The organism is Streptomyces sp. NPDC088910 (genome assembly GCF_044749865.1).
Taxonomy (GTDB): Bacteria; Actinomycetota; Actinomycetes; order Streptomycetales; family Streptomycetaceae; genus Actinacidiphila.
The window spans coordinates 41,138-63,551 of the sequence record NZ_JBIVIV010000013.1 but is presented as its reverse complement, the minus strand read 5'-3'; the positions used below and the strand labels follow the sequence as shown (position 1 = coordinate 63,551).

General features: G+C 73.1%; 19 protein-coding genes. 13 read left to right on the top strand and 6 right to left on the bottom strand.

The genetic code is table 11. The annotated features are described in order from the left end of the window. Nucleotides 1-14 precede the first annotated feature (14 nt). The 4 genes from ACIP4Z_RS27135 (at nt 15) to ACIP4Z_RS27120 (ending at nt 4,116) form a co-directional block, all read left to right on the top strand. Nucleotides 15-794: an IclR family transcriptional regulator gene (locus ACIP4Z_RS27135; RefSeq protein ID WP_355348430.1), complete on the top strand. Its 780-nt coding sequence runs from the start codon at nt 15-17 to the stop codon at nt 792-794. Between the two features lie 101 nt (nt 795-895). After that, on the top strand, nt 896-1,882 hold the full coding sequence (locus ACIP4Z_RS27130; protein WP_355348433.1) for a M14 family metallopeptidase: 987 nt from the start codon (nt 896-898) through the stop codon (nt 1,880-1,882). A gap of 60 nt (nt 1,883-1,942) precedes the next feature. Continuing rightward, nucleotides 1,943-3,157 carry an amidohydrolase family protein gene (locus ACIP4Z_RS27125; RefSeq protein ID WP_401312398.1) on the top strand — a complete coding sequence of 405 codons (1,215 nt, stop codon included), beginning with the start codon at nt 1,943-1,945 and terminating at the stop codon, nt 3,155-3,157. A 59-nt stretch (nt 3,158-3,216) separates the two neighbouring features. Beyond that, nucleotides 3,217-4,116: an aldo/keto reductase gene (locus ACIP4Z_RS27120; protein ID WP_355348439.1), complete on the top strand. Its 900-nt coding sequence runs from the start codon at nt 3,217-3,219 to the stop codon at nt 4,114-4,116. Between the two features lie 26 nt (nt 4,117-4,142). Here ACIP4Z_RS27120 and ACIP4Z_RS27115 read toward each other — a convergent pair whose 3' ends face one another. Further along, entirely contained in the window at nt 4,143-4,463 is a 321-nt protein-coding gene (locus tag ACIP4Z_RS27115; RefSeq protein ID WP_355348442.1) for a DUF6191 domain-containing protein, read from the bottom strand. Between the two features lie 132 nt (nt 4,464-4,595). Here ACIP4Z_RS27115 and ACIP4Z_RS27110 point away from each other — a divergent pair, with 132 nt between their 5' ends. Further along, entirely contained in the window at nt 4,596-5,111 is a 516-nt protein-coding gene (locus ACIP4Z_RS27110) for a malectin domain-containing carbohydrate-binding protein (protein WP_401312395.1), read from the top strand. A 116-nt stretch (nt 5,112-5,227) separates the two neighbouring features. Here ACIP4Z_RS27110 and ACIP4Z_RS27105 read toward each other — a convergent pair whose 3' ends face one another. Beyond that, on the bottom strand, nt 5,228-6,031 hold the full coding sequence (locus ACIP4Z_RS27105) for a LysR substrate-binding domain-containing protein (protein ID WP_401312392.1): 804 nt from the start codon (nt 6,029-6,031) through the stop codon (nt 5,228-5,230). Nucleotides 6,032-6,090: 59 nt separating this feature from the next. Between ACIP4Z_RS27105 and ACIP4Z_RS27100 the strand changes: the two genes are divergently transcribed. From ACIP4Z_RS27100 to ACIP4Z_RS27085, 4 genes are all read left to right on the top strand, one after another. Then, complete coding sequence (locus ACIP4Z_RS27100; protein WP_391161785.1) at nt 6,091-6,483, top strand: DUF5997 family protein; 393 nt, start codon at nt 6,091-6,093, stop codon at nt 6,481-6,483. Between the two features lie 193 nt (nt 6,484-6,676). Continuing rightward, nucleotides 6,677-7,510 carry a GntR family transcriptional regulator gene (locus ACIP4Z_RS27095; protein ID WP_401312388.1) on the top strand — a complete coding sequence of 278 codons (834 nt, stop codon included), beginning with the start codon at nt 6,677-6,679 and terminating at the stop codon, nt 7,508-7,510. A gap of 98 nt (nt 7,511-7,608) precedes the next feature. Further along, entirely contained in the window at nt 7,609-8,748 is a 1,140-nt protein-coding gene (locus ACIP4Z_RS27090) for a glycosyl hydrolase family 18 protein (RefSeq protein WP_401312385.1), read from the top strand. Nucleotides 8,749-8,902: 154 nt separating this feature from the next. Beyond that, entirely contained in the window at nt 8,903-11,059 is a 2,157-nt protein-coding gene (locus ACIP4Z_RS27085; protein ID WP_401312382.1) for an ATP-binding protein, read from the top strand. Between the two features lie 159 nt (nt 11,060-11,218). Here ACIP4Z_RS27085 and ACIP4Z_RS27080 read toward each other — a convergent pair whose 3' ends face one another. Next, nucleotides 11,219-12,001, bottom strand: coding sequence for a CAP domain-containing protein (locus ACIP4Z_RS27080; protein WP_401312379.1), 783 nt, complete (start codon nt 11,999-12,001; stop codon nt 11,219-11,221). 320 nt (nt 12,002-12,321) lie between these two features. Beyond that, entirely contained in the window at nt 12,322-12,885 is a 564-nt protein-coding gene (locus ACIP4Z_RS27075; RefSeq protein ID WP_401312376.1) for a hypothetical protein, read from the bottom strand. Nucleotides 12,886-12,920: 35 nt separating this feature from the next. On the opposite strand from ACIP4Z_RS27075, the gene ACIP4Z_RS27070 reads away from it, so the two are divergent. Further along, nucleotides 12,921-13,619: a response regulator transcription factor gene (locus ACIP4Z_RS27070; RefSeq protein ID WP_355348469.1), complete on the top strand. Its 699-nt coding sequence runs from the start codon at nt 12,921-12,923 to the stop codon at nt 13,617-13,619. Next, a complete protein-coding gene (locus ACIP4Z_RS27065) occupies nt 13,616-14,983 on the top strand; it encodes an ATP-binding protein (protein WP_401312373.1) in 1,368 nt (455 codons plus the stop codon). The genes ACIP4Z_RS27070 and ACIP4Z_RS27065 overlap by 4 nt, the downstream gene beginning before the upstream one ends. A gap of 59 nt (nt 14,984-15,042) precedes the next feature. On the opposite strand, the gene ACIP4Z_RS27060 is transcribed toward ACIP4Z_RS27065, so the two are convergent. Further along, nucleotides 15,043-16,197 carry a cytochrome P450 gene (locus ACIP4Z_RS27060; RefSeq protein ID WP_401312370.1) on the bottom strand — a complete coding sequence of 385 codons (1,155 nt, stop codon included), beginning with the start codon at nt 16,195-16,197 and terminating at the stop codon, nt 15,043-15,045. Nucleotides 16,198-16,652: 455 nt separating this feature from the next. Continuing rightward, nucleotides 16,653-17,966: a ricin-type beta-trefoil lectin domain protein gene (locus ACIP4Z_RS27055; protein WP_401312367.1), complete on the bottom strand. Its 1,314-nt coding sequence runs from the start codon at nt 17,964-17,966 to the stop codon at nt 16,653-16,655. A gap of 421 nt (nt 17,967-18,387) precedes the next feature. Here ACIP4Z_RS27055 and ACIP4Z_RS27050 point away from each other — a divergent pair, with 421 nt between their 5' ends. Then, nucleotides 18,388-20,670 (top strand): DUF4139 domain-containing protein, encoded by a 2,283-nt coding sequence (locus ACIP4Z_RS27050; RefSeq protein WP_401312364.1) that lies wholly within the window; start codon nt 18,388-18,390, stop codon nt 20,668-20,670. A 3-nt stretch (nt 20,671-20,673) separates the two neighbouring features. Then, nucleotides 20,674-22,392 (top strand): mucoidy inhibitor MuiA family protein, encoded by a 1,719-nt coding sequence (locus ACIP4Z_RS27045; RefSeq protein WP_401312361.1) that lies wholly within the window; start codon nt 20,674-20,676, stop codon nt 22,390-22,392. Nucleotides 22,393-22,414: the final 22 nt, after the last annotated feature.

The following is a 22,414-nucleotide window of genomic DNA, read 5'->3' as shown; positions in this document are numbered from 1 at the left end:
AGACGCACGTACCCATGGCAGAGGACACCGAAGTCCCCGTACCGGCCCCCAGCGAGAACACCAAGTCACCCAGCTACATGGGGCGCATCCTCAACTTGCTGGAGCAGTCCGTGGTCGCCGAGGGCGCACCGCTGACCCTCACCGAACTGGCGGCGGCGGCCGACGCGCCGCTGTCCACCGTGTCCCGGCTGACGGCCCAGCTCGTCACCTGGGGCTTCCTCAACGAGACCACCTCGCACCGCTTCGTGCCCGGCCGACGGCTCGCCGCCATGGCCGCGGCCGTCAGCGAACACCTCTACAGCAACGACCGCCTCCAGCAGGCCACCCGGCTGCTCACCGGCGTCACCGGCGAGAGCACCACCGCCGGACGCATCGTCGGGAACAGCATGTTCATCATCGCCCGCACCGAGTCCGAGCAGCCGCTGCGCGCGGTGAACCGCATCGGCGAGTTCATACCGCCCGACAACTCCGCGCTCGGCAAGGCCATCATGTCCCGGCTGCCCCGGGCCCGGCAGCTCGCGCTGCTGCGCGGCGCCGACGTGGCGGACCCCGAGGCCACGCTGGAGAAGATGCAGCCGGAGCTGGAGGAGGCCAGGCGGCGCGGCTACGCCGTGGACGAGGAGACCTACAGCGTGGGCCTGCGCTGCCGGGCCGCCGCCGTCGTCGGCCCCGACGGCGTCGCGGTCGCCGGACTCTCCATCAGCGGACCCGCCGCCCGCTTCACCCTCGACCTCGCCGAAGGAGCCGTTCCCGCGCTGCGCCAGGAGGCGTCCGCGATCGGCGACATGCGGTGACCCCCGCCGGGGCCGGGGACACCGTCCCCGGCCCCGGCGACGACAAGAACCCGAGCACCGATCCCCGTATCAGTACCCGTATCAGCAAGGAGACACAGCGGATGAGCGACACCACAGCCACCGGTACTCCGGCCGCGCAGCCCGGCCACACCGTCGAGACCGTCCCCGTCACCCGCGTGGACAACGGGCACGACCTCGCGCTCACCGTCCACCGCCTGACCGGCGCCCGGCCGGGGCCCACCCTCGTCGCCTTCGGCGGCGTCCACGGCGACGAGGCCATGGGACCCGAGGAGATCCGCAGGTTCGTCTCGTCGGTCGACCCCGCGGAACTGGCGGGCACGATCGTCGCCGTACCGGTGGCCAACCCGTACGCGTACGCGGCGATGTCCCGCTTCACCCCGCAGGACGGCCTCAACCTCAACCGCATCTTCCCCGGCGACCGCAACGGCTCGGTCACCGAGCAACTGGCCGCCGTACTCGCCGAGATCATGCTCCAGGCCGACTACTTCGTGGACTTCCACTCCAGCGGCCTGTACTCCACGGTCGAGTACTCCTACATCATGGACGACGGCCGGGAGATGGCCACGTCCTTCGGCGCCGCGCTGCTCTACCACCACGAGCCCTACGAGGGCACCTCCAACGCCTGGGCGATCAAGAACGGCATCTCCTCGACCGTCTGCGAACTGGGCGGCGGCGGGCAGCTCACCGACGCCTTCCTCGACAAGGCCGTACGCCAGGGCCGCAACATGCTCAAGGGCATCGGCATGCTGGAAGGCGCCCCCGAGGCGATCGTCGAGCAGCAGACGGTGATGACCGAACTCGTCACGCTGCGCCCGACCAAGGGCGGCACGATGATCTCCCACTTCACCCCTGACCGGCTCGGCGAGGTCATCAAGGGCGGCACGGTGCTGGGCGAGGTCGTGGACCCGTACACCTTCGAGACGCTGGAACAGCTCGTCGCGCCGTACGACTCCAACATCCTGGTGCTCAGCCGCGAGGGCTACTCCCGCACCGCGCCGGGCGACTACGGCTTCATGGTCGGCAACGCCGGCACCACGACCACCGTCGACGAGCTGTTCGGCGCCTGAGCGCAGGGGCGCGAGCCAGCGGGCGACGGGTGTAGCGGAGACGAGGAGCGGCGTACCGGCATGGACATCAGACACGTCCACGTGGTGGACCCCGAGAGCGAACAGATCCTCAGGGACCGGCGGATCACCCTGGAAGGAGACCGGATCACCGCCGTCACGGCCGACACCCCCGACCCACTCGCGCCCGGCGACGTGGACGGCACCGACCTGTACGCGGTCCCCGGCTTCATCGACTGCCACGTGCACGTCACCTCGGTGACCGCCGACGAGTGGGCCGACACCGGGATGGCGCCCAGCTACGTCACCGCCCACGCGCTACGGGAACTGCGCGCGATGCTCGAACGCGGCTTCACCACCGTCCGGGACGCGGGCGGCGCCGACGCCGGGCTGGCCGACGCCCTGGACGAGGGGCTGGCGCCAGGACCCCGGCTGTACGTGTGCGGCAAGGCGCTGTCGCAGACCGGGGGCCACGGCGACCTGCGCCCCCGTGGCCGCTACCACGCCGACGACCATCCGGCCGTGCCCGGCATCGGCCGGATCGTCGACGGACCCGACGCACTGCGCACCGCCGTACGCGAAGGCGTACGGTCCGGGGCGTCGTTCGTGAAACTCATGCTCTCCGGCGGGATCTCCAGCCCCACCGACCGGATCGACACCCCGCAGTACAGCGAGGACGAGATCCGCGCGGCGGTCGACGAGGCCGCGCGGACGGGCGTCTACTGCGCCGGGCACGCCTACACCCCGCAGGCGGTGGCCCGCGCGCTGCGCCTGGGCGTACGCACCATCGAGCACGGCAATCTGATCGGCCCGGACGAGGCCCGGCTGTTCGCCGAGCACGACGCGTACTACGTGCCGACGCTGGTGACGTACACGGTGCTGGCGCAGGAGGGTCCGCTCCACGGGCTCCCGCCCGCGAGCACCGCCAAGGTCGCGGCCGTCCGGGACAGCGGCCTCACCGCGCTGGCCCACGCCCACGCCGCCGACGCCCCGATCGCCTTCGGCACCGACCTGCTCGGCGCGATGCACGTCCACCAGTCGCGGGAGTTCGCGCTGCGGGCCAGGGTGCAGCCGGGCTGGGCGGTGCTGCGCAGCGCCACCACCACCGGCGCCCGGCTGCTCGGCGCGGCCGGTGAACTCGGTGTGCTCGCGCCCGGCGCCCGCGCCGACATCGTCCTGACCCGCCACAACCCCGCTGTCCACGTCGAGCGGCTGGCGGACCCGGAGGCCGAGGTCGCCGCCGTCTTCTCACGGGGCCGCCTCGCGGTACGCCGCTAGGCGCCGCCAGGGCCCCGGCGCCGCACGCGGCAGCACCATCACACGAGACAGGGAGCCGTATGCACCACCCACCGCACCTCACCAACCCGACCCGCGCGTGCGGGAGTTCGAAGGTCTTCCCGGTCGGCCTTGGCGGCATGCTGCTGTCCATCGAAGGGCGCCCGGACCGCGCCCGTGCCACGGCGACGATCCACACCGCGCTCGACGCCGGAGTGACCCTCATCGACTCCGCCTCCGCCTACCACACAGGTGCCGACGAAGTAGGGCACAACGAGACGCTGATCGCCGACGCGCTGGAGAGCTGGGACGGCGACGCCTCCGGAGTCACGGTGGTGACGAAGGCGGGCCGGGTCAGACCGGGCGACGGGCGGTGGCTCACCGACAGCAGCCCCGACCACCTCGTCCGCTCGGCCGCCGCGTCCCGCGACCGGCTCCGCCTGGACCGTATCGAGCTGTTCTTCCTGCACGCACCCGACCCGGTGGTGCCGATCGCCGACTCACTGACGGCGCTGCTCCGGCTGGTCGCCGACGGGACCGTCACCTCGGTCGGTGTCTCCAACGTCACCGTCGCCGAACTCGACCAGGCACACGAGCTGTTGGGTGACGCCCTCGTCGCCGTGCAGAACGAGTTCTCACCCAGCGCCGTACAGCACCGCGCGGTACTGCGCCGCGCGGAGGAACTCGGTCTGGCGTTCCTGGCCTGGCGGCCGTTGGGCACCATCGGCACGAAGGACGACGAACTCACCGCCGCCTTCACCGAGATCGGCCGCGCCCACGACGCCAGCCCGCAACGCACCGCGCTGTCCTGGCTGTTGTCCACCAGCCCGGCCCTCATCCCCATACCGGGCGCCCGCCGCCCCGAGACGATCCTCGACTCCGCCCGCGCCGCCGAACTGCACCTGGGGGAGGACGAAGTGAGCCGACTGGACGCGGCGGTCGCGAGCCGCGTGCCGTCCTAGGCGAGAGGCGTTCCGAAGGTCGCGCCTCAGGAGCGGGGCCGCGCCATCCGTACGACCGCGGTCCCGCGCTGGAGATCGACGGTCGTACGGTTCGCGGGCGCGCCGTCCTCCTCGTCGTCCCGCAGCACGAGGGCCGACTGCCGCTCCTTCAACTCGTTCTGCTTGCCCGGCGAGAAGCTCGCGTGCAGCATCTCGAAGCCGGTGGACGAGATCTGCCCCTGGCGGCCAGGGCCGCGCCACGGCAGGATTCCGGCCCGCCCGGCCCGCATGAGCATCTGATCGGCGAAGGCCACCAGGGTCAGCAGGATGACCAGACCGGGCAGGGTCATGAAAACGACGAACGTCATGCCCCCAGTATCGCCGTCCGGGCGCCGGTGATCCATGGGCCGACAGGGGCCGGTCCGGCCCGCGCGCCACCTCGTCGGCCGCGCGAGGCGCCCGGCGGGAGGCTCCCTCTGAGCATGGTGCTGGGCGGTCTCGTGACCGCGGGGATCGCTCACGCCGACGTGGCACCGGGGGTGTCGATCGACCTCGGCGGCGCGGGCGGCGGCGACTTCATCGCGGACACCGGCACCGGCGGCAGGCCCGACACCATTCCCGCGGGCGCTCCCAGCTTCCCGAACTGGGGACGGACCGTGGCCCACCCGATCCCCGCCGACATCTGGAACACCTCACGCGTCGGGGACTCCTCCTACAGCATCCCCGGTCTCACCCCGGGCGCCGACTACCAGGTCCGTCTCTACTTCATGGACTGGTACTACACCCACTCCGGTCAGCGTGAGTTCGACGTCACGATCGACGGCGCCAAGGTCCTGACCGACTTCGACATCATCGGCGCGGCCGTGGCGGCGGGCGCGGACGGCCAGGAAGCCTTCGGCGTCGAGAAGGACTTCCCCGTCACCGTGGACGCCTCCGGCACCCTCTCCCTCGACTTCACCCGCGGCTCCGCCAACCAGGCCCAGGTCAACGCCATCGTCGTGACGCCCGCGAGCTGACGACCCGCCTCCGGCACGCATCGTCCACGTGATCGCGGTCGGCCGGCCGGGCGGTGCCTCGATGGCGGGTCCGGCCCGACCGCGCTGCCGTACGGGGGACCGGGACCCCGGTCCGGCTACGGGCGGCGGGGCTTGCCGCGCTTCGCGCCGCCCGTACCGCCGCTCTTGCGGCCCTTGCCTCCGGCACCCCGGCCCGGCGCGGGCTTGCGGCGCGCCTGCGACACCTTGTCCGGGCGTTTGTCCTTCGCCTTGTCCTTGGCCTTGGCGGCCTGCGCCCCCGGTGCGGACCGCTCCGGGAGCGGCCGGCCGCGCGTGCTGTTGACGGTGCGACCGCGCACGATGCCGATGAGGTGTTCCACCAGATCCGTGGTCTCCTCCTGCGGCCAGGACAGGGCGACGCGGGACTCGGGCGCGTCCGGGACCGGCCGGTAGGTGAGGTCCCTGCGCTGGTGCAGCCGCGCGAGCGACTGGGGGACGATCAGCAGGCCCACACCCGCCGCGACCAGTTCCACGGCGTCCGCCGTGGTGGCGGGCCGCTCCTTCGCGGGCCGCCCCGGCGGCGTCTGCCAGGTGAGGGTGTCGTCCAGGGGACGCAGCACGATGTCGTCCGCGAGGTCGGCCAGCGACACCTCGTCGACCGCCGCGACCGCGTGGTCCTTGGGGACGACGACCACCGTCGTCTCCGTGTAGAGCGGGATCGCGCTGAGGTCCGCGCCGTCGACCGGCAGCCGTACGAATCCGGCGTCCGCGCCGGACCCGCCGCCGTCCCGCAGCGCGCCGAACGCCTCGGCGGCGGGCACCGGGACCAGGGTGAGCGGGACCTCCGGCAGTCGCTCGTTCCAGATCCGCACCCACTTGGTCGGCATCACGCCCGGAACGTATGCGAGCCGGAACGAAGGAGGTACTTCCGAACCTGTCACCCCAGCAGGTTATCCGCTGGTGGTCGGAGGTGGCGCACGCGCTCGTTACCCTTGACGGCATGACGTCGCAGCAGACCGCCCAGACCATGAAGCCCGCGACAGCGGCGAAGAAGCTGGGTGTGTACCTCCAGGCCACACCCGCCGAGTTCCAGGAGGGTGTCGTCTCGCGCACCGAGCTCAACGCGCTCCAGGCCGATCCCCCCGAGTGGCTGGTGGAACTGCGGCACAACGGACCGCACCCCCGCCCTGTCGTCGCGTCCAAACTCGGCGTGTCCATCGCGGGTCTCGCGCGCGGCGGCGTGACCGAGGCGCTCACCACCGAGGAGATCGAGGCGCTGAAGCGGGACCAGCCGCAGTGGCTGGTCGAGGAGCGTGCCGTGCAGGCGGAGGTCCGCAAGGAAGCGGTGCGGATCAAGGAGAAGAACGCGGAGCGCGCCGCCCGTACCCGCTGATCTTTTTTCCCGCTGACTCGTACCCGCTGACCTTTGTCCCCCGACCTTTGTCCGCTGACTCCGGCGCGGATTCGTTGACCACATATTGACCAGTGGTAAGAACGGGGTCCATCATCGGTGCGTCGCCGAACACCTCGGCGTCCGGACGCCGAGACACCGGCACCCGCCCCGCGCGGACAAGACTGGTGGGCCCATGGTCAGCAGCGAGAGCCGCTGGGAGAAGCGGCAGCGGATCCGTACGCACCTCCTCGACCTCGTCGAGGAGACCGCGACCGGACGACCGCTGCCCGGTGAGCGCCAGCTCTGCGAGACCCTGGAGGTCTCGCGCCCGACGCTGCGCTCGGTGATGGACGACCTGGTGCGCGACGGACTGCTGATCCGGGCCCACGGCCGCGGCGTCTTCGTCGCCGAGGACAAGGTCGCCCAGCGCCTGGGGCCAGCCGCGGGGCCGGGACCGAGCCTGGGCGTCGGCGGTGTGGACGGCGCGTGGACCAGCCGCACCGTGGAGTTCACCGCCACGGCCGCCGGACCCAGGATCGGCCGCCGCCTCGGCACCGCCCCGGCCGACCGGATCCTGCGGATCGCCCGGCTGCGGCTGGTCGACGGCGACCCGATGTGCGTCGAGACGCTGCACATACCGACGGCGCTGGTCCCCGGCCTCACCGCCCACGACCTGGAGACCGACTCCTTCTACCGCCTGCTCGGCAGCCGGTACGGCATCCTGCTCACCCGCGCCTCACAGCTCATCGAACCGACCGTGGTGGACGAGGCCGAGGCCGAACTGCTCGGCGTGCCCGTCCACACCCCGGCCCTGCTCTTCGAACGCGCCGCCAGGGACGCGGACGGGCGCGTCGTGGAGTTCACCCGCTCCGTCTACCGGGGCGACCGGTACCGCATCCTCACCGAACTGTCACTCGCCCCCGAGCCCGACAGCGGACGCGTCCTGGGCGGCTCCTGGTCGGCGGCCTCGCGCGTACCGGGCGCCGACACCCTGGTCCTCGACCCCTACTGGAACGACAACGGGTAGCCCCCGCGCCCACCCACGACTCCTCCGTCACCCCCCACCCCGCGCCGCCGCCCCCCCCGGCCGACGCGGCGCACCCCCACGCCCCGAAGGGACGGATCATGCTTCGTCGCAGGCTCATCCTCGCCACGGCCGCCGCCTGTTCGGCCGCCCTCGCCGGTGCCATGGCCGCGGGCGCCATGACGACCGACAGCGGTACGTCCGGACCCGGAACGTCGGCCGCCGCGTCGAGCGGCGCCGCCCACCGGCCGCCCGCCGCCCGTACCGCCGCCTCCGCCGTACAGATACAGACCTGGCTCTACCCCGGCTCCGCAGGCGACTCCACCTGCACCGCGCCGAGCGAATACGCCGACAACCGGGTCAAGAACGGCGCGCTCAAACCCGAGTACTGGAGCGTCACCGGCAAGGGCAAGGTCAGCCTGGAGACCACGGCCGCCGGGCTCTGCAACACCTACAGCGCCGCCAACGTCGCCGACCTCAAGGCGCACTCCGCCTACCAGTACCCGACCGTCTCCGGCATGACCACCGCCGACGTCCACGCCCTGGTCAGCAGCAGTGCCAACCGAAGCGACGCCGTCTCGCAGCTCACCTCCTTCGTGGTGACCAACCAACTCACCGGCGTGGACGTCGACATGGAGGACTACTGGTCCTGGAGCGCCGCCGACTTCACCAACTACAAGACCTTCCTCGGCCAGCTCGCGACCTCCCTGCACGCGCAGGGCAAGAAACTCGTGGTCGACGCGCCCGCGATGACCGAGGACGCCGCCTTCTACGACTACGCCGCCGTCAGCGCCAAGGGCGTCGACGAACTGGACATCATGGCGTACGACGAGGAGTTCGACACCGCGCCCGGCAGCCGCTGCCTGCCGATCACCCCGCTCGCCTGGCTCAAGCAGGTCACGCGGTACGCGCAGAGCAAGATCCCGGACCCGTCGCGGCTGGTCATCGCCCTGCCCTCGTACGGCATCAGCGCGCCCGACCCGTGCGACCTGGACGCGGTCACCGGCAACATCCAGTTCAGCGACATGAAGCACAGCCCCGGCTTCTCCACCGACCCGAGCACGATCGCCGCCCGTCGCGACGCCTCTTCCGGAGAGATCCGCTGGGTCTCCGGAGGAAAGCTCTACGACTACGTGGACAGCACCGCGCTCAACTCCAAGCTGGCGGTGCTGACCTCACTGGGCGTCACCAAAGTCTCCGTCTGGTCCCTCGGCGGCGGGAATCCCTGGTTCACCGGGTGACTCTCCGTCAGTACGGGTGAAGCGCGCGACCCGCGGGACCGGCCCGAGTCCGGTTCCGCGTACGCCGCCTGACGCGCCCTCATGAGGCACTCGCGCCGAGCTTCACCACGACGGCCCGTTTCCCTCCGCGGTCGGTCGGTGTCAGGCTGTGGCCATGAAGGGGCACATTCCGCAGGAGACAACGAGTTTCGTCGGCCGTACGGCGGAACTCGCGCGGCTGGACATGGCGTTGGCACACCGCCGGCTGATCACCCTCACCGGGCCCGGCGGAGTCGGCAAGACACGGCTCGCGCTGCGGGCGGCGGCGCGCGCGTCGGTCGGCCGCGTCGCCGTGGAAGTCGCCGCGGAACAGGAGCCGGGCGCGGACCGGCGAATCGGTTCTGCGGAAGACACCGACTCCTCCCGCTTCCCCGACGGCACCTGGTGGGCCGACCTCGCCACCCTCGACAGCCCGCACCTGCTGCTCGCCACCGTCAGCGACGCCGTCGACCTCGCCGACCACTCACCGCGGATGCCCGTCGAGGCACTGTGCGAATGGCTCGCCGACAAGCGCCTGTTACTCGTGCTCGACTCCTGCGAGCACCTGATCGAGGCGTGCGCCCACCTCGTCGGAGAACTGCTGACGGCCGCGCCCGGCCTGACCGTACTGGCCACCAGCCGCCGCCCGTTGGCCTCCGCCGTGGAGGAACTGATCGACGTCGCACCGCTGTCGGCAGAAGGACAGGACGCGCTCGCCCTCTTCAACCAGCGCGTCACCGGCCGCCTCGGCCACACCCCGCTCGCGGAACCCGGCGCGGCGGAGGCCGCCGCGACCATCTGCCGCCGCCTCGAAGGGATACCGCTGGCCATCGAACTGGCCGCGGCCCAGGTCGGCCCCGCCACCGTCGCCGACGTCGCCGACCGCCTCGGCTCACGCTTCGACGTCCTGTCCCGCACCGGCTTCGTCTGGCCCCGGCGCCACCAGACACTGCGCACCGCGATCGGCTGGAGCCACGAGCTGTGCACCCCGCAGGAACGGCTGCTCTGGGCCCGGCTCAGCGTCTTTCGCGGCGCCTTCGACCTGGCTGCCGCGGAAGCGGTCGCCACCGGCGGCCCGCTGCGCGCCGCTGACGTCGCGCCGACCCTGGAACGGCTGGTCACCCAGTCGGTGATCATCAGGACGGCCCCCGCCGACGACGCGTCGAGCGGCGCAGGACACCGCGAGCGCTACCGCATGCTCGACACGATCCGCGAGTACGGCGGTGAGTGGCTGCGCGAGCTGGGCGAGTCCGCCGCGACCGCCCGCCGTCACGCCGACTACTTCACCGGCCTCGCCCGCTGGGCGGACGGGAGCTGGTCGAGCCCCGACCAGCTCCTCGGCTACCGGGTGATCGAGGACACCCACCCCGACCTGCGCTCCGCCCTCGACCACTGGCTCGTCCACGACCCGGCGCAGGCCGCCGAACTGGCCGGGCTGCTGGTCTACTTCTGGACCTGCTGCGGCCACCTCAAGGAAGCCCGCTCCTATCTGGAGCGCGCCCTGGAACTGCACACCGCGCAGGACCGGGCCCGCGCCCGCGCGCTCACCGGCCTCGGAGCCACCGTCACCCTCCAAGGGGACTACGCCCTGGCCACCGAGATCAGCGCCGAGGTGGAGGCCGCGGCCGAAGCGGGCGGCGACCAGGAGGAGCGGATCGCCGCCGCCTGCCTCACCGGCCTGCTGGGCCTGCTCATGGGCCAGCCGCGCAAGGCACTGGACGCGGTACGCGCGGCGCTCGGCGGCGCGCCCGGCTTCGCCTTCGACTCCCCGGACCGGCTGCGCTGCAACCTCGTCGAAGTGCTCTCCCTCACCGCCCTCGGGGACTTCGCCGAAGGCCGCGAGCGGGCCCTCGAACTGCGCGAGCACTGCGTACGCACCGGCGAGGAGTGGACCCGCTCCTACCTGGACTACCAGCTCTCCGTCGTCGCCCTCTTCTCCGGCGCCCCCACCGAGGCCATCGGCTACGCCCGCACCATGCTGGAGAGCAAACGCCTCATCGGGGACGCCTTCGGCATCGCGCTCGGCCTCGACCTGCTCGCCGCGGCCCTGGCCGCCGAGGGCCGGGCCGAGCAGGCCGCGTCGGTCTACGGCACCGGCGGCGCCTATTGGCGCAGCGTCGGCCACCCGCAGCGCGGCGCGCCGGAACTCCAACTGGTGCGCGAGCGCTGCGAGGAGACGGCCCGCGCGGCGCTGGGCGACCAGGCGTACGCCGCCGCGTACGCCCAAGGGTCCACCGCCCACGGCCCGACCGCCTTGGCCGCCGCCCTCCAGCCGGACAACCACACCGCGTGAGCGGCCCGTTCACCCCTGCCGGAGACCCGCGAGGGAACGGCGCGGCCGGTCGGACATCCGTCGGCCGGGGCCGGGGGGAGGTCGGCCCCGGCCGACGGGAACGTGCCGCGCTGTGGGGTTCGCGGCACCGGGCGGGAAGGAAGTAGGAGGCGGCGAAGGTCAGTTGGAGAAGTCCTGCGTCATCCAGACCGTGCCGGAACTGTCGCGGTAGACGTCGATGCCGATGTGCGTGTAGCCGCTGCTGAGGATGTTGCGGCGGTGGCCGTCGTCGGGGGCCTTCTCGTCGAGCATCATCTGCGTCAGACCGACCGCGCTCGCGGCGATCGCGGAGGCGGAGGAGCCCACACCGCCGCCCTCGCCGATGTTCTCGCCCGCCGACGTCCAGTGCACCCCGGCGGCCGTCTCGCGGTCACCGAAGGCCGGTTCGCCCGGGCACTGGTGGGACAGGCCGCAGCCGGACGCCATCACCTGATTGTGCGCGGCGGCGCTCTTGTTGAGCCCTTCGAGCAGCGTGTACGGGGCGAGGCCCTCCGCGGCGCGATTGCGGTTGATCAGGTCGAGCACCTGCCGCACGGCGTCCCCGGCGCTCGGCGGGTTCGTCGTGGCGGGCGGTGCGGGAGTCGTCGCCGAGGGGCTGGGCGCCGCCGTCGTGGGCGCGGTGGTCACCGGGGCGCCGGTCGGCGTGGCCGTCGGCTTGGGGCTCGGCCGGCCGGGGCGCGGGCGGTGCGTGGTGGAGATGGTCGCGGCGGGGGCGGTGGGCCGGAAACCGGCCGGCTTGCCGCCGGGCCTGTGCCCGGCCGACGCGCTCGTGTCGCCGGAGCCGGAGCCGGAGCCGGAGTCGCTGTGCCCGGCGGTGGGCGACCCCTGATGCGGCGCCCCGAGGCAGGCGAAGGCGGTGCCGCCACCGAGTACGGCCAGGGCCGCGGCTCCGGTCACCGCCATGCGTATCCGCGGCTTGCGCCTCGCCCTGTGCTGGCCATGGGCGGAGTTACGGGAGTGGGCACGGCGGGACGAACTCATCGCTGGCACCTCGTGGTGGGGGAGACATGTCGTGAGGGGGACCCGCTCACAGGAACGGTCCGGCGGGCACGACCCTAGGCGGCCGGAGCCGTCCGATCAGCCGCCCCAGCCCAACTTCACGTTCCCCTAAGGAAAGCCGCAGATTCCGCTGAGCCCCGCCCCCGGCCGGGCGTCCGCAGGACCGCGGACACCGCTGAGCCCCGCCCCCGGCCGGGCGTCCGCAGGACCGCGGACACCGCGCCTCACCAGGACACCTCGCTGGTGACCTCCTTGGCCTGCGGACGCAGCGTCGCCGTCAGCTCCGAGCGGTGGCGCGCCCCGGTGAAGGTGATGGTGAGGGTGTCCGGCGCGCTCTGCCGGGTGCTCGTGGTGAAGCCGATCGCGGGCACCGCCGAGACCAGGCACACCGCGTCCGCGCCGAACCGTATCGACGCCTGACCGCCCGTCGACTCGAAACTGTGCGTCCCGGCACCTCCTTCGCAGTCCGGCGGCCGGGAGGCGGTCGACGGCGGCGCGGCCGGCGCGGAGGACGGGCTGGTCGCGCTCGCCGTCGGGCGACGGGTCGAGGGGGACGGCGACACCGTGGGCTTGCGGGTCCGCGTCGGCGACTGCCGGGGCGTGGCCGTCGGCGAGCCGATCACCACGGAACTGGGCGAGTTGGTGGCGATCCCGGCCGCCACATCCCGCGCGGACGGCGGCAGCGGCGCCGTCGAACCCACCACGAAGCGCACGGTCAACGACACCGCCGTGACGGTGAGGACCGTGCACGACAGCCAGATCAGGAAATGGCGCAAGGACCGGGGCACCGGGCCATCATGGCCGATCCGTTACGGTGTGCCGCATGGCGAGCGTCCTTGTCGTAGAAGACGATCCCGGCATACGTGCCGAACTGATCGGGATACTCACCCGCGACGGGCACGAAGTCCGCAGCGCCGCCGACGGATTCAGCGGATTGCGCGAGGCGACCAGAACCCCGTTGGACGCGGTGATCCTCGACCTCGGCCTGCCCGACCTCGACGGCGGCGACGCGCTGCGCATGATCCGCGGCATCTCCCGCGTACCGGTCCTGATCGTCACCGCCAGGGACGACGAGGCCGAGATCATCCGGCTCCTCAACGCGGGCGCCGACGACTACCTCGTCAAACCCTTCTCCGGCGGACAGCTCACCGCGCGCCTCGGCGCCGTCCTGCGCCGCTCCGCGGGTCCCGACGGCAGGACCGGCGCCCCCAATCTGCGCGAGCCCGTCACCCTCGGACCGCTGCGCATCGACCCCGGACCCCGCACCGTCCACCTACACGGACACGAAGTCCCGCTGACCCGCCGCGAGTTCGACCTGCTGTCCTTCCTCGCCGCCAACGCCGACACCGTCGTGTCCAAACGGCACATCCTCACCGAGGTCTGGCGCGACCCCTACGTCGAGGACCAGACCATCGATGTCCACCTGTCCTCCCTGCGCCGCAAACTCGGCGAGAGCGCGGCGGCGCCGAGCCTGCTGCGTACGGTGCGCGGCGTCGGCATCAAACTGGTGACCCCGCGGTGAGAGGGACCCTGGCCAGGGTCGCCCTGGCCGTCACCTCGATGGTGGCCCTGTCCTTCCTCATCCCGCTGGGCCTGCTGGTCCGCTCCGAGGCCCGCAACCAGGCGATCACCGCCGCCGAGCAGCGCGCCGCCGCCCTGGCGCCGGTCCTCACGCTCACCGACGACCCGGCCGCCGTACGGCAGGCCGTCTCGGGCCTCGACCCGTCGGGAAACCTGGCGGTCCACCAGCCCGACGGCCGCTCCATCGGCGCGGGCCATGCACCCCACTCCCTGCTGGTGCGCGCACAGGACGACGGCGAGTCACTGGCGCAGGACCTGCCGGGCGGCGGCTGGGTCTACCTCCAGCCGGTCGTGCTGCCGCAGGGCCGGGTCGCCGTCGTCGAGGAATTCGTCCCCGAAGCCGAGCTGAACCGCGGGGTGAACGCGTCGCTGACCGTGATGGCGCTGCTCGCCGTCGGCCTGGTCGTCGGCTCCGTCCTGGTCGCCGACCGCCTCGCCTCCCGCGTCGTACGGTCCTCCCGCAACCTCTCCTGCGCCGCCAACGCGCTCGGCCGCGGCGACCTGGAGTCCCGCGTCGACCCCATGGGGCCGCCGGAACTGCGCGAGGCCGGGCAGGCGTTCAACGCCATGGCCGCACGCATGCTGGAACTCCTCGCCGTCGAGCGGGAATTGGTCGCCGACCTGTCCCACCGTCTCAGGACACCCCTGACCGCCCTCCAGTTGGCCACCGAACGCATGGGTACGGGACCGGACGCCGCCCCCGTGGCCGCCGCGGTCGCGCAACTCGAAACACAACTGCACGCCGTCATCACCGCGGCCCGCACACCGCTGGCCGTCGGACACATGGGCGCGCCCCAACTCGACCGGCCCGAGCAGGTGTTGTGCGCCGCCACGGTGATCGTCCGCCGCCGCGCCGGATTCTGGACGACGCTCGCGGAACAGCAGGGCCGCCCCTGCCTGGTGGAAGTGACCGGCGAGGACGCCCTGATCGACCTGCCGGAGGACGACCTCGCCGCCGTCATCGACGCGCTCGTCGGCAACGTCTTCCGGCACACCGCGCCCGGCACCGCCTTCGCGCTGCGCCTGGTGCGCGCCGCCCAGTCCGTCACCCTCACCGTCGAGGACGCGGGCCCCGGCATCCCGGACCCCGACGACGCCCTCGTCCGCGGCGCCAGCACCGCGTCCACCGGCCTCGGCCTCGACATCGCCCGCCGCGCCGCCGCCGCGACCCGCGGCGCGCTGGACATCGACCGCGGCCCGATGGGCGGCACCCGCGTCGCCGTCCGCTTCGGCCTCGCCTCACCGCCGCCCAAGCGCGGACCGCTGCACCGCAGGCGGGCCCGCCTGCGCAAGTCGCCGGTCTGACGCGGCGGCCACGAAGGAGTCCTGCCCCGCGGCCGAGGGCGTGGGCCGCGGTGGCCGATTCAGCGCTCGGGAGCCGGTACCGCTCGCGCGGTGAGCCGGGTCCAGCCGGCGGGCGGCGCCAGAAGCGTACGGACATGCGGCCTGCGCGTGCGCAGCCGCACCTCGCCCCGGTAGCCGCTCAGGATGAGGTGGCCGAGGTGTTCGAGCGCCCTGACGGCGAAGCCGCTCGCCGGACACATGCCCTCGCCCTTGCCGAACGGCAGGTAGGACCGCCGCTGTTCGTCGGTCGGCCGCTGCCAGCGCGAGGGGCGGAAGTCCAGCGGCGCCTCCCAGACGGCCGCCGACCGGTGGATCGCGTGCGTGCCGATCAGGACGTGCTCGCCCTCGCGGACCTCGGCCCCGGCGATCTCGTGGTCGGCGGCGGCCACTCTCATCAGCCGCCAGGCGGTCGGATACAGGCGCAGCGCTTCCCTGACCAGGTGGTGGACCTGCTCCCGCCGCACCGTCGGGGTGTTGTAGCCGTGCCGGACCCCGAGCAGCACCACCCATTCGAGCGTCACGCCGGTGAAGCCGACCGTGGACAGCACGAGGCGTTGCAGCACCTGCGCGCGATCGGCCGTCGACAGCTCGCCGGGCAGCCCCAGCACGAGGTCGACCAGATCCCGCGCTCCGTCCTCCTGAGCGGACAGCCGCCCGAGCTGTTCGGCGAGCCCGGCCCGGACGGCGGGCACCGTACGGTGCGAGCGTCTCAGCACATGGCCGACGACGTCGTCGGCGACCACACTCGACGTCACATACGTGTCGACGAGCGCGTTGATCGCGGTGTGGCTCCGGTCCGCGATGACGGGGGCGAAGTACCGCCGGACCACCTCGACGCCCCAGCGCTGGTGCCGCAGACGGCCGCGACCGTCACACACCTCGCCGAGAGCCGCGCCGAGGTCGAAGGACGACGCGGGATCGTGCCGGGCCAGGACCCTGAGCAGTTCACGCGAGGCTTCGCCCCTGACCGCCGGGGGCAGGGACTCCGGCCCGAGACGGAAGAACCCGGACTGGGACAGATAGTCGCCCGCCTGCTCGACCAGCACGTCACGGGCCGCGTCGGCGTCGGCCACGAACAGGGTGCCGAAGCGCAGCCGGAACGGCCCGTCACGGCCCGCCGCCTGCTCCTCCCACCGCCGCAGGTCCGGCCACAGACTCTTCCTGTCGAGGAACACGGGTCGCCCGCCTTGTCGGATACGGGACGGAACGCGCGCCGCGTACGGCCGCCCGTCCCGTCCCCGCGCGGAGAAGACGTCAGGCGTTGTGCCCGTACCTGTCGCCGTACTGGTTGCGCCGCGCACGCGCCTCACCGCTGAGCGCGCGAAGGCTCCTGACGATCCATGACATCGTGGCCGTCCTCCTTGTCGGTCCGAGTGGTGCCCGGTCCTGCTGCGGGCGTCAGTCCTGCTGCCCGTAGCCGACGAAGTACCCGTGCCACCGTGCGCGCATCTCGCCGCTGAGCGCCCGAAGGCCGCTGGTCACCCATGACATGGCGTACTCCTTGTCGGTCGGTGCTCCCGGAAGGTGACGGTACTCCCACGAGCGAACCGGGCGAACCGCCGAAACCGGCCAAAGACGGCGCGGGGCGCGCCCGGTGGACCGGGCACGCCCCACGCCGTCGGACCAGGGGTCAGCCGAAGATCCACTTCTGGTTGGCGGCCCCGCCGCACGTCCAGGTCTGCAACCGCGTCCCGTCCGCCGACGCGTTGTCCTTCGCGTCAAGGCACTTGTCCGCGCCCGTGTTCGTCAGGTCGTGGGCGTCGGTGTACTTCCACTGCTGCGCCTTGGTGCCGTTGCACGTGTAGAGCTGCACGACCGCGCCGTCCGCCGTCGAACCGCCGTCCACGTCGAGGCACTTGCCCAGCGCCCGTACCGTCCCGTCGGCGCCGAGCGTCCACTGCTGGGCCACATTGCCGGTGCAGTCGTGGAGCTGGACCGGCGTACGGTCGGCCGACGAGCCGCCCGCCACGTCCACGCACATGCCGCCGATGCCCTTGATCGAGCCGACCCGGTCGGAGCCGCCAGACCCGCCGGACCCGCCGGTGCCGCCGCCCGCCGTCGTGCCGGAGCCGCTGTCCCACTGCGACGCCCGTACGTAGTCGACCGTCATCGTCTGCGGGAAGGACGTCGAACCGTCGGGCGAGCCCGGCCAGTCACCGCCGACCGCCAGGTTGAGGATCAGGAAGAACGGGTGGTCGAACACCCACGTGTTGCCGCCCGCGTCCGACGGCGTACGCGTCTGGTAGACCGTGCCATCCACCGTCCAGGTGATCGCGCTCGGGCTCCAGTCCACACCGAAGGTGTGGAAGTCGTCCGCGAAGGCCGCGCCGCCGGGCAGTGTGTACGGGGACCCGATACCGGCCGCGCCCGAGTAGCCGGGGCCGTGGATCGTGCCGTGGACGGTGCCGGGCTCCCGTCCGATGTTCTCCATGATGTCCAGCTCACCGCTGTGGGGCCAGCCGACGCTGCCGATGTCTCTGCCCAGCATCCAGAACGCCGGCCAGATGCCCTGGCCGCGCGGGATCTTGATGCGGGCCTCGAAGTGACCGTACGCCTGCGTGAAGGTCGAGGCCGTGTTCAGCCGCGCCGAGGTGTACTTACAGGGTCCGTACCAACAGGACAGTCCGGTGTCGGAGTTGGGCCGTGCGGTGATCACCAGGTGCCCGTCGCCGTCGAGAGCGGCGTTGGAGGTGCTGTCGGTGTAGTACTGCAACTCGTTGTTGCCGTTGCCCGAACCACCCTTCTCATGCGTCCACTTGGCGGGGTCGGGCGCGCTGCCCGCGGGGCCGTCGAACTCGTCGGACCAGGTCTGCCGGCCCTCGGCGGCGTCCGCCCTCGACGTGCCGGGACCGGTCGTCGCCACCAGGACGGCGGCCACCAGAGCGGCGGCGACCAGGACGACCAGTCCGCCGAGCGACCATCTGCGTGCGCGGTGTGCAGCCATGGGGTACGTACCTTGTCTGTGGGGGAGATCAGGGTTCGCGTCGGCGGCGGCCGGGCGTACGGCGTCGGGGAGGCGGGGGCCGTGGCCGGGGGAGCGCTCTCACGGGAGCGACGACCGCCGCCGACGGCCCCGATGCTACGCACGGTCACCCTGCCCGCCAACCCGCCCGGACAGCCGCCCGCACGCCCGTGACGTGCCCGAACTGCGAGGACGCCGATCGGCCCGAGGCGCTGATAAGCCGCTCTTAACCGGCCCTTAAGACACGGCGTTCGTGATCGTCCGTCACCGGCCGGACCTCCCGCGCCGCCGGACCGGCACCGACCCTCGGCGTGCCCAGGAGGACTCGGCTAGGGTACGGACGAGTCCGGGCCCCGAGACGTGACGGGCAGACCGGCCGCGGGCCGAGCGTGGGGGAGACAAGGTGGGCGCAGCCGTTCCGAGCGGCACGGATGAGCCGAACGAGCCGTCCGCCGCTGAGTCCGAGGTGACCTCCGTCGTCGTGCACGCCTCCGGAGCGGTCGTTACCCGCCGCGCGCGCGTCACGGTGCCGACCGGAACCGCCGAGACCACCGTCCGCGTCGAGGGCCTGCCGCCCACGCTCTACGAACAGTCGCTGCGCGGCCGGGTGGTGAACGGACCGCACGGGCTGCGCGTGACCGACGTACGGCTGGACGTCGGCGCCACCGTGCACCGGGGCGAGCAACTGCCCTCACTGCGGCTGGATCTGGAGGACGCCGAGGACCAGCAGTCCCGGCTCCAGGACCGCAAGTACCGGCTGGAGAGCGAGATCGAGGAGGTGGCGGCGCTGCGCGCGGAGCCGCCGCAGCCGCGCAGGGGCGACCCGCCCCGCTGGGCGCCCGTCGAGTCCTTCCTCGCCCTGGCCGGATTCGTCGACACCCGACTCGGCGTCCTGCACGAGCGGTTGCGGGCCACCGAGGACCAACTGGCGCGCGCCGACCACGACGTGGACGTCCTGCGGGCGCGACTGCACCAGTCGTCCACCGCCCTGAGCGCCGAGCGCACCGACCCGGCCGTCGGCGCGGTCGTGACGCTGGCCTCCGAGGTGACCGACGCGACCGACGTACCGGACGCGTCGGCCGACGAACCGGACGCGCCCGAAACCCGCGAGGACACCTTCCTGACCGACGAGGCCGGGACACCCGCCGACGCCCCGGCCGAGATCGACATCGAGGTCGAGTACCACGTCCCCGGCGCCACCTGGGTCCCCACCTACCAACTCCGCCTGGACGGCACCAGCGGCGCGGGCACGCTCGTCCTGCGCGCCTGCGTCGCCCAGCGCACCGGCGAGGACTGGTCGGGCGTACGTCTCGGGCTGTCCACCGCGGACCTGCTGCGCCGCTCCGACCTGCCCGAACTGCGGTCGCTGCGGATCGGCCGCGCCCAGCAGGAACCGCAGACCCCCGGATGGCGCGAACCGCCGCTAGGGCTCGCCGAGTTGTTCACCGGCTATGACGGCGCCGCCGCGGCGCACCCCGCCGCGTCGCGCGGTCCGGCCCGGCCGTCGGGCCCGGGCGCCCCCAGGTCCATGAACGCGTGGCTCGGCGGCGTCGAGGACGACCTGGAAGAGGCCGACTTCTCGCCGGACCTGGCGGCGGGCGGCGCGTACGGACCCGCGGAGCCCGGCGGCGCGGCCGAGGCCGTCGGCTACGGCGGTTCGTTCGGCGGCCCGGTGCCCGCACCGGGAGCGGCGCCGCCCCCGGCTCCGCTCCCCGCCGCGGCGCCCATGTCCCAGGCGCACGCCGAGCCCGCGACGGACCGCGCACGCGGCAGGTCGGCGCCCGTCGCCCGCAGCGCCCGGCGCAAAACCGCCGCGCCGCCCGTACCGCCGCCGTCCACCGCGCCGTCCGTGGACATGCTCGACTACGGCCGCCTGACCGTCGCAGGGCCCGACGCGGGCGCCGAGCGCGGCACGCTGCGACCGGAAGCCGCCCCGATCGCCACCGTGGTCACCGAGTACCGGCGCAGGGCCGAGACCGTCGGCCGCCTCCCGCGGCCCGCGCACGCGGTCGACGTACGGACCTCGGCCGGCTCCTTCGACTACCGCTTCGACACCGCCGCGCCCGCGGACGTGGTGTCCGACGGCGCGTGGCACATCGTGCCGGTCAGCGAGGTGCCGGTCGTGACGGAGTCGCTGCACGTGTGCGTCCCCGCGGTGGACACGGCCGTCTTCGGCACCGTCCTGGTCACCAACACCTCCCCGCACGCGCTGCTCGCCGGTCCGGCCGACGTCATGGTGGACGGCGACTTCGTCCTCACCGCGGCCCTGCCGACCCTCGCCCCCGGACAGCGGCAGGCGGTCGGCGTCGGCGTGGCCGAGAGCGTCCAGGTGGCCCGCCGCACCCACATGCGCGAGTCCACCGCGGGACTGCGCGGCGGCACGACCGTCCTCGACCACACCGTGGAGATCGAGGTCGCCAACCGCCTGCCGTACCCCGTCGTCGTCGAGGTCCGCGAGCGCGTACCGGTGTCGACCGACAAGGACGTCCGTATCGAGGAGCACCGGGCGCGACCGGCCTGGACGGAACCCGAGGAACCGCTCACGGGCCAGGACGGCTCGTACGTCCGCGGAGCGCGCGTGTGGCGCGTGGAGTTGGCACCCGGCCGGACCACGACGCTCACCGGAGGGTTCGAGGTCCGCCTCCCCGCGGGCAAGTCGGTCGTCGGCGGAAACCGGAGGAAGTGAACCGTGACCACCCCGGAGACCCTGACCGACGGGACCGGCGCGCCCGGCGCCGATGACCCGCCCGCCGAGCCGGACGCGCTCTTCCTCCCGGTCACCACCGTGACCTGCCTGGAGGACCGCGCCCAGGTCGAACGCACCGGCACCGCGCGGCTCACCGCGGGCGTCCAGCGCCTGCGGATCGGCCCGGTCACCCCGCTGACCGTCGACCGCTCCCTGCGCGCCGAGATCTCCGCGCACACCGAGGGGGACGACGACACGGACCTCGGCGCGGACGGTCCGCGCGTGTTCGACGCCCGCGTCATCCGCACCTACACCCCCGCGCCTCCCGGCGGGCCGGGCCCCGACGCGTCCGAGCTGCGCCGCGAAGTCGACTCCCTGGAACGGGAGATGCGCGAGGTCGGACAGCTGCGGCAGCGCCTGGAGAGCGCGCTGGCCGTGGTCCACCAGGCCAAGGCCGATCTGCACCGCGACATCGTGCAGGGCGCGGGAGCGGGCGCCGCCGACCCCGAGCGCTGGGCCGACCGCCTGGAGCGCGTGGACGAGGACGCCGAGACCCGGATCGGCGAACTCCACCGGCTGCGCCGCCGCGAGCACGACCTGAACGAGGAACTGCGCACGGCGCGTACGGCGTTGGCGGCCACCGAGACCGAACCCCCGGTGCTCACTGCCTTCGTGGAACTCGTCGTGGAGGCGCCCGAGGCCGGTTCCGCGCGGATCCGCGTCGTGAGCCTCGTCCCGTGCGCGCTGTGGCGCCCCGCCTACCGCGCGACGCTCGCCGCCGACCGCGACAGCGTCACCCTGGAGACCGACGCCTTCGTGTGGCAGGACACCGGCGAGGACTGGAACGGCGTACGGCTGTCCCTGTCCACCGCGCGCCCGACGCTCGCCGCGGCCCCGCCGGAGCTGACCGAGGACGTCCTGACCCTCAGGGAACGCACCGTCGAGGAGCGCCGGACCGTCGAGGTGGACCTGCGCGAGGAGGACGTCACGACCGTGGGCGGCGACTCGACCGCCGACACCGCGGGCGGCGCGGGACCGCTGCCCGGCCTGCACGACGGCGGCGCGGTCCGCGTCCTGCACGCGCCCCGCCCCGTCACCGTCCCCTCCGACCGGCGCCCGCACCGCGTCCACCTGTCGGCCTTCACCGCCACGTGCCGCACCGAGGAGACCTGCGCCCCCGAACTGTCGCCCCTGGTCGTGACCACCGCGCGGTTCCCCAACGCCGCGGGCCACGTCCTGCTGGCCGGCCCCGTCGACCTGGTGCGCGACAGCGGCTACACCGGCCGGGCCACGATGCCCTTCGCCGGTACGGGCGAGGACGTACGCCTGTCCTTCGGCAGCCAGGACACCTTCCGGGTCGTCCGCCACACCGAGGAGCAGCGCGACACCACCGGTCTCGCCGGGATCAACCAGCGCACCGTGATCACCCGTCAGGTGCGGCTCTTCGTCTCCCGCCTGGACCAGCCGAGCGCCGAGCACCCCGGCGACACCGACCGGCCGGGCGCCGACCTCACCCGCGAGGTCGTGATCCGCGAACGCGTCCCCGTCTCCGAGGTCTCGGCCGTCGAGGTCCGCACCCTGCCCGACCGCTGCCGCCCGGCGCCCGACGAGACCGACGACGACGGCATCGTCCGCTACGTCCAGCGCCTGGATCCCGGCGAGCGCCGCGAGATCACCCTCGTCTACGAGATCAGCGCGTCGAGCGCGGTGACCGGTCTGTGACGCGGCCCTGACGCCCTTACGC